This window comes from Cupriavidus sp. KK10, assembly GCF_018223725.1.
GTDB classification, from domain to species: domain Bacteria; phylum Pseudomonadota; class Gammaproteobacteria; order Burkholderiales; family Burkholderiaceae; genus Cupriavidus; species Cupriavidus necator.
The window spans coordinates 359,596-372,110 of the sequence record NZ_CP073677.1 but is presented as its reverse complement, the minus strand read 5'-3'; the positions used below and the strand labels follow the sequence as shown (position 1 = coordinate 372,110).

At 68.0% G+C, this 12,515-nt stretch carries 15 protein-coding genes and 1 pseudogene; 6 read left to right on the top strand and 10 right to left on the bottom strand.

The window, feature by feature from the left end; genetic code table 11:
- Together KB879_RS39220 and KB879_RS39215 are read left to right on the top strand one after the other, a co-directional pair.
- The gene (locus tag KB879_RS39220) at positions 1-309 is read left to right on the top strand and encodes a GntR family transcriptional regulator (protein ID WP_249221240.1); all 309 of its coding nucleotides are present in this window, start codon (positions 1-3) and stop codon (positions 307-309) included.
- A gap of 52 nt (positions 310-361) precedes the next feature.
- Complete coding sequence (locus tag KB879_RS39215; protein ID WP_249221239.1) at positions 362-775, top strand: GntR family transcriptional regulator; 414 nt, start codon at positions 362-364, stop codon at positions 773-775.
- On the opposite strand, the gene KB879_RS01910 is transcribed toward KB879_RS39215, so the two are convergent.
- From KB879_RS01910 to KB879_RS01900, 3 genes are all read right to left on the bottom strand, one after another.
- Entirely contained in the window at positions 757-945 is a 189-nt protein-coding gene (locus KB879_RS01910; RefSeq protein ID WP_013955407.1) for a hypothetical protein, read from the bottom strand. The two genes, KB879_RS39215 and KB879_RS01910, sit on opposite strands and share 19 nt — an antisense overlap.
- Before the next feature lie 78 nt (positions 946-1,023).
- Entirely contained in the window at positions 1,024-1,671 is a 648-nt protein-coding gene (locus tag KB879_RS01905) for a LysE family transporter (protein WP_211980651.1), read from the bottom strand.
- Positions 1,672-1,754: 83 nt separating this feature from the next.
- A complete protein-coding gene (locus KB879_RS01900; RefSeq protein ID WP_211982099.1) occupies positions 1,755-2,357 on the bottom strand; it encodes a hypothetical protein in 603 nt (200 codons plus the stop codon).
- Positions 2,358-2,505: 148 nt separating this feature from the next.
- Here KB879_RS01900 and KB879_RS01895 point away from each other — a divergent pair, with 148 nt between their 5' ends.
- The 3 genes from KB879_RS01895 to KB879_RS01885 all read left to right on the top strand — a co-directional run bounded on the left by KB879_RS01895 (position 2,506) and on the right by KB879_RS01885 (position 5,911).
- Positions 2,506-3,012, top strand: a complete 507-nt coding sequence (locus tag KB879_RS01895; protein WP_211980650.1) for a thioredoxin family protein — start codon at positions 2,506-2,508, stop codon at positions 3,010-3,012.
- A 112-nt stretch (positions 3,013-3,124) separates the two neighbouring features.
- Positions 3,125-3,661, top strand: a complete 537-nt coding sequence (locus tag KB879_RS01890; RefSeq protein ID WP_013955403.1) for a TlpA disulfide reductase family protein — start codon at positions 3,125-3,127, stop codon at positions 3,659-3,661.
- A gap of 150 nt (positions 3,662-3,811) precedes the next feature.
- A complete protein-coding gene (locus tag KB879_RS01885; protein ID WP_211980649.1) occupies positions 3,812-5,911 on the top strand; it encodes an ATP-dependent helicase in 2,100 nt (699 codons plus the stop codon).
- 9 nt (positions 5,912-5,920) lie between these two features.
- Here the strand turns inward: KB879_RS01885 and KB879_RS40350 are convergent, their stop codons facing one another.
- From KB879_RS40350 to KB879_RS01850, 7 genes and pseudogenes are all read right to left on the bottom strand, one after another.
- Positions 5,921-6,340, bottom strand: a complete 420-nt coding sequence (locus KB879_RS40350; protein WP_211980648.1) for an aldehyde dehydrogenase family protein — start codon at positions 6,338-6,340, stop codon at positions 5,921-5,923.
- Between the two features lie 160 nt (positions 6,341-6,500).
- A pseudogene (locus KB879_RS01875) lies at positions 6,501-6,608 on the bottom strand (LysR family transcriptional regulator); the annotation flags it as partial.
- 59 nt (positions 6,609-6,667) lie between these two features.
- Entirely contained in the window at positions 6,668-7,864 is a 1,197-nt protein-coding gene (locus KB879_RS01870; RefSeq protein ID WP_013955400.1) for a class I SAM-dependent rRNA methyltransferase, read from the bottom strand.
- Positions 7,865-8,074: 210 nt separating this feature from the next.
- Positions 8,075-8,383 carry a YbeD family protein gene (locus KB879_RS01865; RefSeq protein ID WP_211980647.1) on the bottom strand — a complete coding sequence of 103 codons (309 nt, stop codon included), beginning with the start codon at positions 8,381-8,383 and terminating at the stop codon, positions 8,075-8,077.
- Between the two features lie 61 nt (positions 8,384-8,444).
- Entirely contained in the window at positions 8,445-9,644 is a 1,200-nt protein-coding gene (locus KB879_RS01860; protein ID WP_013955398.1) for a D-alanyl-D-alanine carboxypeptidase family protein, read from the bottom strand.
- A 62-nt stretch (positions 9,645-9,706) separates the two neighbouring features.
- The gene (locus KB879_RS01855) at positions 9,707-10,348 is read right to left on the bottom strand and encodes an alpha/beta hydrolase (RefSeq protein ID WP_010814862.1); all 642 of its coding nucleotides are present in this window, start codon (positions 10,346-10,348) and stop codon (positions 9,707-9,709) included.
- A gap of 147 nt (positions 10,349-10,495) precedes the next feature.
- On the bottom strand, positions 10,496-10,816 hold the full coding sequence (locus KB879_RS01850; protein WP_010814863.1) for a ferredoxin: 321 nt from the start codon (positions 10,814-10,816) through the stop codon (positions 10,496-10,498).
- 391 nt (positions 10,817-11,207) lie between these two features.
- Between KB879_RS01850 and KB879_RS01845 the strand changes: the two genes are divergently transcribed.
- On the top strand, positions 11,208-12,503 hold the full coding sequence (locus KB879_RS01845; RefSeq protein WP_114133821.1) for a dicarboxylate/amino acid:cation symporter: 1,296 nt from the start codon (positions 11,208-11,210) through the stop codon (positions 12,501-12,503).
- The last annotated feature ends 12 nt before the right edge of the window (positions 12,504-12,515 follow it).

The window sequence follows — 12,515 nt, the reverse complement described above, 5'->3', positions numbered from 1 at the left end:
ATGATCAATGACTCCTGGATAGGCAGACGGTATCCACCGGCGCGGCCGTCGTTGTTGTGGCCGATGGGGAAGGTCGACCGCAGCCGCGCACGGCTGCGGTGGCGGGGGGCAGGTGGGCATGGCTTGCAGGGCGCGCTCGAAGGCGGCCGCGTGTCCGTCAGCCGCATGGCCGAAGGCGATGTGGGCGGTGTCATCGCCGATCCCCTGGGGATTTCACGCGTCACGGCCCGCCGCGCCCTGCAGGTGCTGGCGGAGGAAGGCGCGATCACGCGCAGCCGCGGCGCGGGCACCTTTATCGCCGCGCCCTGAGCCGAAGGCGGCGCGGCTGGACAACTTCAGCGAACTGGCGCGCCGGCGCGGCATGACGCCGGCCAGCGAGCTGGTGGCGTTCGAACGCCGCCGCGCCACGACGCAGGAGGCCGCGGCGCTGGCACTGCCGGACGCCGATGAGATCGTCAGGCTGACCCGCCTGCGCAAGGCCGACGGGCAGATTTTCTGGATGGATGTGACCACGCTGGCGCTGGCCGTGCTGCCCGACGCCAGCGCCATCGGCGAATCGCTGTACGCCTACCTGGAGCGGATCGGCAAGCCGGTGCTGCGCGTCACCGAGAAGCTGCGCGCGATCGTGGCAACCGAGGAGCTGGCCGCACGACTGGGCATCGAGCCGGGCGAGCCGCTGCTGCACATCCGGCGCACCGGCTACACCCATGACGACCAGCCGGTCGAACTGACCGACGCGTACTACCTGAACGACTTCTACGAACTGACGCCGTAGCGCCCCGCATGCCCGGCCACCGGCGGCTCGACCGGGGGCGGGGTCGGGTCTTCCTCTGGCGGCAACGGCAAGTCCGGGGGGATGCCCGGCGGCCCGGGCTCTTCGACCGGGGGCACGGTATGGCGCGGCTGCAGGCGCGCAACGGCGCGGGGGTTCGGCAAGGCGGGCATGCGGGGTCTCCGTGGCCGGGTTTCCTCCTCATTGAAGCAAACCCGGCCGGTGCGCGCCAGTAATGATGCAAGCCCTGCTCAGGCGTGTTGCCGGCGCACGAAGAACAGCGCCGCGCCCACCGCCATCAGCACGCTGCCAAAGAAGCGGTTCTGCCAGCGCACCGCGCGCGCATTGCGGAACAGCCCCTGCATGCGCGAAGCCAGCAGCGCATAGCCATGCATCACCACCAGGTCCACGCAGCACATGGTGGCGGCCAGGATCGCCAGCTGCAGCGCCAGCGGCCGGTTGGGATCGATGAACTGCGGCAGCACCGCGACCATGAAGATGATGCCCTTGGGGTTGGTCACATTGGTCAGCAGGCCGGTGGCAAAGCGCCGGCGCCGGCTCATCACCGCCACGCGCACGGGGGCGGCGCTGCCACCCTGGTCCGCCCCGCTCTCCATCTTCGCGCGCCATTGCTGCACGCCGAGGTAGATCAGGTACAGCGCGCCAATCGTCTTGACCACCATGAAAGCCTGCTCCGAGGCCAGCAGCAGCGCGCCCAGCCCGCCGCCCGCCACCAGCAGCACGATCACCAGCCCGGCCTGCAGACCGAAGATGGTGGTGGTGGTCCTGCGCAGCCCATATGAGAGCCCATGGCTCATCGACAGCACCGCGCCCGACCCCGGCGACACGGCGATCACCCAGCACGCAGCGAAATAAGCCAACCACACTTCCCAACGCATCCCTACTCTCCTTTGACGACAACGATGCCGGGGCCACGATCCCGCAGCCACGGCACAAACAATTTTTCCTGCGGCGCGGCGCGTCAGAACGGGTGGAAGCCGCCCAGGAACTGCTCCACCTGCTCGGCCTGGCGCGCGTCGCGCGCGGCATCGCCCGATTCCAGCACCACCGCCTGGTACGCGCGCGTACCCACGGCCACCAGGCGCGCCGTCAGCCGGCGCGGCGACTGGTCCTGCGGCGACACCCCGCTGGCCTGCACTTCCACGCCGGCAAGCGGGCGGCCCGGACGGTCGGCACTCATCATGGTGACCGGCCGCGCGCGCGGCTCGCCCGACGGCGTGCCAAGGTTGGCCAGCAGGCCGGCCTGCATCGCCGCCAGCGCCTCGCGCCGCAGGGCTTCGTCATCGGCGGGCAGCGTCACCACGCCCACGGCGAAGAGCGTGTCGTCGACGCGCGCGGCTTCCATCGTCATCGGCAGCTTGCGCCCGGCAATGGTCACGTCGCGCGCGGCGCTGGTGGGCTTGCCCGGATACAGCGCGGCATAGGCGCCCTCGCCAGACTGGATGGTGCGCCAGTCATAGCGCGGCGAACAGGCGCACAGGGCGAATGCCAGCACGGCGGCACAGCACAGCAGCGGCCGGCGGACAGCGGCAGGAAAGCTCGGCGGGGGCGGCACAAGACGCATCGGGAATCCATGGGGGGACGGCGCGCACAGGCTGCGGGCGGCGCTGGCGGGCGCCATCGCCTGCGGGCGGAAACCGGTATTATCCCGAAAGCGGCGCGCCAGTGCTTGCCGCGCCGCTCCCACTACCCCCTGCCCCCACGTTCCTGCCATGCCTGCCGCCCGCATCGCCCGCCACGTCTTTGCCACCACCAGCCTGCGCTGGGTGGCCGCGAGCGCGTTGCTGGCAGCCGCAACCAGCATGCCCGCCGCCGCCAGCCCCGCTCATCTGCCGCCGGCCACCGACCTGGCCGCCCACGGCACCGAGGCCGCGCGCCGCGGCGAGCCGCTGGTGGTGCTGGTGTCGATGCCGGGCTGCAGCTATTGCGATGCCGTGCGCCGCAACTACCTCGGCCCGCAGGCCGCCGCCGGCGAGATTGCCGTGCGCGAACTCGACATGACCTCCGACACCCCGCTGCGCGATGCCGACGGCAGCCTGACTACCGCGCGCGCGTGGGCGCGGGCGCACCAGGTGCGGGTGGCGCCCACGGTGCTGTTCCTGGACCGCCAGGGCCGCGCCGCCGCCGGCCCGCTGCGCGGCATGCAGCCGGATTTCTACGGCGCCTACCTGGAACAGGCGCTGGACCAGGCACGCGCCGCCATCGCCACCCGGCGCTGAACGGATTGGCGCGCTTGCGGCAGATTGCCGCAGCCCGGCCCCGCGCAGCGCGCGAACGCCCGCGGCATTAGAATGTCCCAATGCTGACCCGAACCTGCCTGACCCGGATTCCATGACCACTGCTGCCCCTGCCATCAAAACCTCCCGCAAGCCCTGGCCCATCGTCGTGGCCGTGGTCGTGCTCGCGCTGCTGGGCTGGTTCGGCTACCGCGCGCTGTCGCCGGCCAATACGGCCCCGGCGGCCACCTTCACGCTGCTGTCGGGCGAGAAGGTCAGCACCGCCGACCTCAAGGGCAAGGTCTACATGATCAACTTCTGGGCCACCAGCTGCGCCACCTGCGTCAAGGAAATGCCGGACATGGTCCGCACCTATGAGCAGTTCAAGGGCAAGGGGCTGGAATTCGTCGCCGTGGCGATGAACTACGACCCGCCCATGTATGTGATGAACTACGCCAAGACGCGCGGCCTGCCGTTCAAGGTGGCCATGGATTCCGACGGCGCCGCGGCCAAGGCCTTCGGCAATGTGCAGCTGACGCCGACCACCTTCGTGGTAGACAAGGACGGTCGCATCCTGAAGCGCTATGTGGGCGAGCCCGAGTGGGATGCACTGCACAAGCTGCTGGATGGCGCGCTGGCAAAGTCCGCGTAACGCTCCCGGCGGCAACCGCAGTGAAAAGGTGCTCATTGAGCACCTTTTTTTGTTTTTAGGCACGATCGCCAGGGCAGCAGGTTGCGCGACATCCCTGTATGGATATACAGTTGGCGCCAGCCTTTTCTGAGCCTTCCCCGAGCCCCGCCTGTGACTTTGGACCTAGCCCCCGCCGCCGACCTCGCGGCCCCTGACGCCGATGACGTCCCCGCCTACCTGTCCCGGCTCAACCCGGAGCAGCGCGCCGCGGTGGAACACGGCAGCGACGCGCCGCTGCTGATCATCGCCGGCGCCGGCTCGGGCAAGACCAATACGCTGGCGCACCGGGTCGCGCACCTGGTGCTGGCCGGTGCCGATCCGCGCCGCATCCTGCTGCTGACGTTCTCGCGCCGCGCCGCGGCCGAGATGGGACGGCGCGTCGAGCGCATCGTCGACCAGGCACTCGGCACCCAGACCGGCGCGGGGCGCGCGGCGCTGCAATGGTCCGGCACCTTCCACGCCATCGGCGCGCGCCTGCTGCGCGAATACGCCGAGACCCTGGGCCTGTCGCCCGCCTTCACCATCAGCGACCGCGGCGATGCCGCCGACCTGATGCACGTGGTGCGCCACGACCTGGGGCTGTCAGAGACCGCCAGCCGCTTCCCGAAGAAGGAAACCTGCCTGTCGATCTACTCGCGCGTGGTCAACACCCAGGCGCTGCTGGAAGACGTGCTCAGGCAGCAGTTCCCGCGCTACGCGATGTGGGCCGATGCGCTGCGCACCCTGTTCGCCGGCTATGTCGAGGCCAAGCAGAAGCAGCATGTGCTGGACTATGACGACCTGCTGCTGTACTGGGCGCAGGCCATGGCCGAGCCCACCATCGCGCAGGACATGGGCGCGCGCTTCGACCATGTGCTGGTCGACGAATACCAGGACACCAATGCGCTGCAGGCGTCGATCCTGCTGGCCATGCGACCGGACGGCCGCGGCCTGACCGTGGTGGGCGACGACGCGCAGTCGATCTACGCCTTCCGCGGCGCTACCGTGCGCAATATCCTGGACTTCCCGGCGCAATTCACGCCGGCCGCGCAGCAGGTCACGCTGTCGCAAAACTACCGCTCGACGCAGCCGATCCTGCAGGCCGCCAACGCCGTGATCGGGCTGGCGGCCGAGCGCTATACCAAGGACCTGTGGTCCGAGCGCGCCTCGGCCGAAAAGCCCGGCGTGATCGTGGTCAACGATGAGGCCGACCAGGCCCGCTACGTGGTCGAGCAGGTGCTGGCGCGGCGCGAGGCCGGCCTGACGCTGATGGCGCAGGCGGTGCTGTTCCGCGCCGCCGACCACAGTGCGCAGGTGGAGATCGAGCTGGCCCGGCGCAATATCCCGTTCGTGAAGTTCGGCGGACTGAAATTCCTGGAGTCGACCCACGTCAAGGACGTGCTGGCGGTGGTGCGCTGGCTGGAAAACCCGCGCGACCGCATGGCGGGCTTCCGCACGCTGCAGCTGCTGCCCGGCATCGGCCCCAAAACCGCGGCGCGCGTGCTGGATGCGATGGCGCTGGCCACCGAGCCCTTGTTCTCGCTGGAGGAATTCGAGCCGCCGCCGGCCGCCGCGCCCGCCTGGGCCGACCTGCTGGCGCTGGCGCGCGCGCTGATGGCGCCCACCTCGCCGTGGCCGTCGGAGTTCGAGCAAGTGCTGGCTTGGTACGCGCCGCACCTGGAGCGCCTGCACGACGATGCCGCCGCGCGCCAGGCCGACCTGCAGCAGCTGGAGCGCATCGCCGCCACCTACGGCGCGCGCGAGCGCTTCCTGACCGAGCTGACGCTGGACCCGCCCAGCGCCTCCAGCGACGAATCCGGCGTGCCCTCGCGCGACGAGGACTACCTGATCCTGTCGACCATCCACTCGGCCAAGGGCCAGGAGTGGAAGGCGGTATACGTGCTCAATGCGGTCGACGGCTGCATGCCGAGCGACCTGGCGACCGGCACCACCGAAGAGATCGAGGAAGAACGGCGGCTGCTCTATGTGGCGATGACGCGGGCCAAGGACCACCTGGACATCGTGGTGCCGCAGCGCTTCTATGTGCATCAGCAGGTAGGCTTCGGCGACCGGCATGTGTATGCGTCGCGCACGCGCTTCCTGCCGAATCGCGTGATGCCCAACTTCCACAGCCGTGCCTGGCCGCCGCCGCCGATGCCGGGCGCGGCGCCGACAAGGCCGGCGCTGGCACCGGTGGACCTGGCCAGCCGGATGCGGAATATGTGGCGCTGAGCCTGTGCGCTACCCCGGCGCCAGCGCGATGTGCTTGTATACGACGAAGTCATCGATCGCGGCCACGCCGTTGAGCCCGCCCTGCCCCGACTGCTTGTAGCCGCCCTCCTCGAATTCGTCGTAGACCGACGCCCAGTTGTTGATCCACACGGTGCCCGCCTCGAGCGCGCGCGCCATGATGCGCGCCACCAGCGCATTTGTCAGCGCCGTCTGCCCCGGCATCTTGATCACCGCCGTGCAGCCCGCCGCCAGTGCCGGCGCCAGCGAGCGCACCATCAGCACCACCGGCGAATTCCACGGCGCGATGATGCCGGCCACGCCCATCGGCTCGCGCAGCACCAGCGACAGCCGCCCCGGCCGCGGCTCGGCGGCGCGGCCGTATTCGGTGAGCGCGAGCCCGGCGTAGTAGCGCAGCTTGGCCGGCACCATGCCGACCTCGAAGGCCGCGCAGGCTCGTATTGGCGGCCAGTACGGCGTCCTCGGCCTCGCCCACCTCGGCCAGGATGCGCACGCAGTATTCGTGGAAGACTTGCCCCGCTTCGGTCGCCGCGGCACCGCGCCCGCGTTGCAGCATCACGGCGCCGAGCCGTTGCTCCAGCATCTGCACACGCTGGCTGATCACCGACTTGGTCGTGTCCAGCCGCCGTGCCGCCTCGGTAATGCTGCCGGCATCGACCACGGCCACGAAGGCATGCATTTCAGAGAGTTTGTTCGTGACTCGCGCCTGCCCGTCCGTGAATGCGTGGCCTGGCTGGCCTACGCCACCTTTTCCAGCAGCAATCCCTTCAGGTACTCCCCTTCCGGGAACGCGGCCAGCATCGGGTGATCCGTGCCCGCCGATAGCCGCCGCAGGATGCGCGCATCGGCGCGCGCATCGGTGACCGCGCCCGCCACGATCTTCTGGAACAGCTCCATGCTGATCGCGCCCGAGCACGAGTAGGTGAACAGCAGCCCGCCCGGGCGCAGCAGCTGCATGCCGACCAGGTTGATTTCCTTGTAGGCGCGCGCGGCGCGGTCGATATGCTGCGCCGACGGGGCGAACTTGGGCGGGTCCAGCACGATCAGGTCGAACTGGCGACCCTCGGCGCGGAATTCACGCAGGGTCTTGAACACGTCGGCATCGAGCCAGGTGGCGCGCTCGGGTTCGAAGCCGTTGAGCGTGACATTGCCCGCGGCGATCTTCAGCGCCTCGCCCGATGAATCGATCGAGGTCACCGAGGTGGCGCCGCCGCGCAGCGCCGCCAGCGAGAAGCCGCCGGTATAGCAGAAGCAGTTCAGCACCTCGCGCCCGACGGCCAGGTCGCCCACAAGCTTGCGGTTGTCGCGCTGGTCGACATAGAAGCCGGTCTTGTGGCCGTTGCGCACGTCGACGTAGTAGCGCACGCCGTGCTCCGTGACCGACAGCGCCGGATCCGGCTCGGCGCCGGCCAACACGCCGGTCACCAGCTCCAGGCCTTCGCGCTGGCGCACGGCGGCATCGGAACGCTCATAGACGTTGGGGCAGCCGGTCTCCTTGACCAGTGCCTGCACGATCGCGGTCTTCCAGTGTTCCACGCCGGCCGAATTGAACTGGCACACCAGCTGGCCCTTTTCACCATTGCCGTAGTAGTCGACGATCAGGCCGGGCAGCCGGTCGGATTCGCCGAAGATCAGCCGCACCGCGTCGCTGTCCTTCACCCATTGGCGCCGGTAGGCAATGGCCGCGGCCACGCGGCGCTTGAACAGGGCGTGGTCGACCGGCTCGTTTTCATCGAAGGTCCACGCGCGCGCGCGGATCTGCGACTCGGGGCTGTAGGCGGCCTTGGCCAGGAAGCGGCCGTCGGCGGCGCGCACGATCACGGTTGCGCCCGGCTCGCAGCGCCCTTCGGTCGTGGCAATGCCGGTGGCGTAGATCCACGGGTGGCGGCGCAGCAGGGATTTTTCCTTGCCGGGTTTCAGGGTGATGGTGTTCATGTTGGTATGGGGAAACTGCAGGCCACCAGCAATTGAAACTGGCGCGAACGCATCAAGGCGGCACCCCTCTCCCGCTTGCGGGAGAGGGGTGGGGGTGAGGGCGGGAGCGTCGACGAAGTGATGCGTGTCGGTATGCCAGCGCCTGCCCTCACCCCCTGCCCCTCTCCCGCGCGCGGGAGAGGGGAGAAAACAGAGCGGGAGGGAGGGCCTTTACAGCACCACCTTCACCATCGGATGCGAAGTCAGCGCCCGATACAAATCATCGAGCTGCTCGCGGCTGGTGACCCACACCGTCACGGTCAGGCCCAGGTAGTTGCCGCCGCTCGAGGGGCGCATTTCCATCTTGCCTGCGTGGAAGTCGGGATCGAATCCCTGCACCAGCTCGACGATGGCCTCGGCAAAGCCGTCCTGCATCGCGCCCATCACCTTGATGGGGAAGTGGCTGGGATACTCGATCAGCGACTGCTCCGGCGGGATATCGCCAGTCTTGTTGCCGCTGCCTTGGTTGTCGGTTGTCATGTCGGATTCTCCGGCACGAAACCGGCGCGCCGCATGGCGCGCCAGCTTGCGCGCATTCAGGTCACTTGCGCTTGAACCACAGGCGGATGGTGTCCCACAGGCGGCCGAAGAAGCCGGCCTCAGGCACTTCTTCCAGCGCCACCACCGGGAACTCCGCCACCTTGTTGGTGCCGTCCATCAGCTTGACCATGCCCACCTGCTGGCCCGCCGAGATCGGCGCGATCAGCAGTTCCTGGCGCTCCAGCACCGGCTTGAGGCGCCCGCCGGTGCCCTTGGGCACGGTGACGAAGGTCTCGTTCTGCACGCCGATCTTGACCGTGCCGCTCTTGCCCTTGTAGATGTCCGGCGTGGCCAGCACCTGACCCTTGTCGTACAGGCGCAGCGTGTCGAAGAACTGGAAGCCGTAGTTGAGGATCTTCAGGCTTTCCTGGGTGCGCACCTGTTCGGTGGTGGTGCCGATCACGATTGAGATCAGGCGGCGCGAGCCGTCCGGCACGTTGGCCAGCGGCCGCTTGGCCGACGAGATCAGGCAGTAGCCGGCGGACTTGGTGTGGCCGGTCTTGACCCCGTCCACGGTCGGGTCGATATACAGCAGGCGGTTGCGGTTGGGCTGCCTGATCTTGTTATAGGTGAACTCCTTCTGCGAGTACATGGCGTAGTACTCGGGGAAGTCCTTGATCAGGCGCGTGGTCAGCGTCGCCAGGTCCACCGCGGTGGTGTAGTGGTTCGGGTCGGGAATGCCGTCGGTGTTGGTGAAGTGGGTGTTCTTCATGCCCATGCGCTGGGCCTCGCGGTTCATCATCGCGACGAAGCCCTCTTCCGAGCCGCCCACGGCTTCGGCCAGCGCCAGCGCGGCGTCGTTGCCCGACTGCACGATCAGGCCCAGCAGCAGGTCCTGCACGGTGACCGGCTTGTTGGGCTCGATGAACATGCGCGACTCGTCGCTTTTGACCTTGAGCACCAGGCTGGTCGGCACCACCGACTGGTCCAGCGTCAGGCGCTTTTCCTTGAGTGCCTCGAACGCCAGGTAGGCGGTCATCAGCTTGGTCAGCGAGGCCGGCTCGATGCGCGCGTCGGCATTCTGCGACGCCAGGGCCTGGCCGCTGGTCACGTCATACAGCATCCACGACTTGGCTGCGACCTGCGGCATCGGCACGCCCTGCGCCAGGACGGCGGCAGGCGCGGCGGCCAGCACGACGGCGGCGGCGATGGCGGCGGGAGCAAAAGCGGACGAAAGGCGTGTCGTGGCTCTATTCAGCATGTTTCTGTTTTCCGACAGTAAGAAGGTGGCGCGGGGATGGTCCGGGTGGCGGCGTGCCGGCCTCACCGGTCCCACGCATTGACGACGAGCTGCTTGATCAGATGCAGCTTGCGGTGAAAGAAATGGTCGGCGCCGGGGATCACGATCACCGGCAGCTCCTGCGGGCGGGCCCAGTCGAACACGCTGGCCAGCGGCACGGTGTCGTCCTGTTCGCCATGGATCACGATGGTATCGGCCGGAACCTCGGCCACCTGCCAGCGGCTGGCGGCCGTGCCCACCAGCACCAGTCGCTGCGCGGGCGTGCCGGCCTCGGCCAGGCGGCGTGCCACGTGGGTGGTGACGAAGCTGCCGAACGAGAACCCGCCCATGGCCAGCGGCAGCGTTGCGGCCTGTGCCGACCACGCGGTCTGCTGGCGCATCCAGGCCACCACGGCCAGCAGGTCGTCCTGCTCGGCGATGCCGTTGTCATGCTCGCCGGCGCTGCCGCCCACGCCGCGGAAGTTGGGGCGCACCGTGGCATAGCCCAGCTGCACGAAGCTGCGCGCCAGCGTCTGCGCAACCTTGTTGTCCTTGGTGCCGCCGAACAGCGGATGCGGATGCGCCACCAGCGCCAGGCCGCGCGGCTCACCTTGCGGCAGGTCTACCGAGAGATCGATCGCACCGGCGGGACCGGCAATGGAAAGTACCTGGGTATGCGCGTTCATGATGGCGGTCAGGATGGCGGTGAAGCAAGCGCCCGGCGGCAAGCCCGGGCAAAAATGAAAAAACCGTCCGGCTGGCGGGCGGCGGGCAATACGGCAAAGCGGCGAAACAGGGAAACAACAAGCCGGCATGCGCCGGCCTCGGTTCGTTCAGCGGTCCACCATCAGCCGTTCGACAGGCTTGCCCTTCATCAGGTGGCTGTCGATGATTTCGTCGATGTCGTGCTCATCGACAAAGGTGTACCAGATGGCCTCGGGGTAGACCACCAGCACCGGGCCGAGTTCACAACGGTTCAGGCAGCCTGCCTTGTTGATGCGCACCCGGCCTTCGCCGCCGGCGATGCCCAGTTCCTTGCAACGCTTCTTGGCGTATTCCTGCATCGCCTGGGCGTTGTGGTTGGCGCAGCAGTTCTCGCCGGCCTCGCGCTGGTTCAGGCAGAAGAAGACGTGGTGCTGGTAGTAGCTGCTCATGCGTACGGTGTGAGAAGGCGGCCCCGGACGGCGGCACGGCCCGGACGGCATTGAACGGAAGCTCGGAATTATACGGTGTCGCGGCGGCATGTCCGCGATGGCGGCGCCCTGGCACGGCCGTCGAAGTTGCCGCCGGCTCCCGGCGGGTGGCGCTTCGCGCACCTGTGATGCCTCCGGCATTCCGAAACCCCGGAGCCGCACCATCCGGATTTCCGGAATCCCGGAGGCCGCGCGCCCCTGCCAGGCCGTCGTTTCCTTGTGAATCAACCAGTTAGCAATGCCGGCTTGACTGGCACGGCGGTTGCGAATTCCCTCCCTGAACGCGCCGCAACCGTGACGGCGCGCAGCCCGCGCGGCCCCGCCGGGTACGGTCAACACCGAGGACGACATCATGAGAAAACCCTTCTACAAGATCCTGTACGTGCAGGTCCTGTTCGCCATCTTCGTCGGCATCCTGCTCGGCCACTACTGGCCAGACACCGGCGTGGCCATGAAGCCGCTGGGCGATGGCTTTATCAAGCTGATCAAGATGATCATCGGCCCGATCATCTTCTGTACCGTGGTGACCGGCATCGCCGGCATGAGCGACATGAAGAAGGTCGGCCGCGTCGGCGGCAAGGCGCTGCTGTACTTTGAAGTGGTGTCGACCTTCGCATTGCTGATCGGGCTGGGCGCCGCGCACCTGCTCAAGCCGGGCGTGGGCTTCAACATCGACCCGGCCACGCTGGACACCAAGGCCATTGCCCAGTACGTGTCCAAGGCGCACGGCCAGAGCACGGTCGAGTTCCTGATGCACATCATCCCGGACACGGTCTTCAGCGCCTTCGCCAACGGCGACATCCTGCAGATCCTGCTGGTGTCGCTGTTCTTCGGCGCCGCGCTGGCCGTGCTCGGCGAGCGCGCGCGCATCGTGGTGCAGCTGATCGAGCAGGTCTCCAAGGTGTTCTTCCACATCGTCCACGTGATCACCAAGGTGGCCCCGATCGGCGCCTTCGGCGCGATGGCGTTCACCATCGGCAAGTACGGCCTGGGCTCGCTGGTGCCGCTGCTCAAGCTGATCGGCACCTTCTACTTCACGGCCATCGTCTTCGTGGTGTTCGTGCTGGGCACGGTGGCGCGCCTGACCGGCTTCAGCATCCTGCGCTTCATCTCGTACATCAAGGAAGAGCTGCTGATCGTGCTGGGCACCAGCTCGTCGGAAGCGGCGCTGCCGCACATGATGGAGAAGCTGGAAAAGCTCGGCTGCTCGCGCTCGGTGGTGGGCCTGGTGGTGCCCACCGGCTATTCGTTCAACCTGGACGGCACCAACATCTACATGACGATGGCGGTGATCTTCATTGCACAGGCAACCGGCATCGAGCTGACGCTGATGCAGCAGCTGACCATCCTGACGGTGGCGATGATCACCTCCAAGGGCGCCAGCGGCGTGACCGGCTCGGGCTTCATCACGCTGGCCGCGACGCTGGCGGTGGTGCCGACCATCCCGGTGGCGGGCATGGTGCTGATCCTTGGCATCGACCGCTTCATGAGCGAGTGCCGCGCGCTGACCAACATCATCGGCAACGGCGTGGCCACGGTGGTGGTCTCGGCATGGGAGCGCGAGCTTGACCGCAAGAAGCTCAACAGTGAGCTGCAACACGGCGGCCGCGATGCTGAAGTACTGGCCGACGCCGGCCAGAACGTCTGACGCCATGCGGGT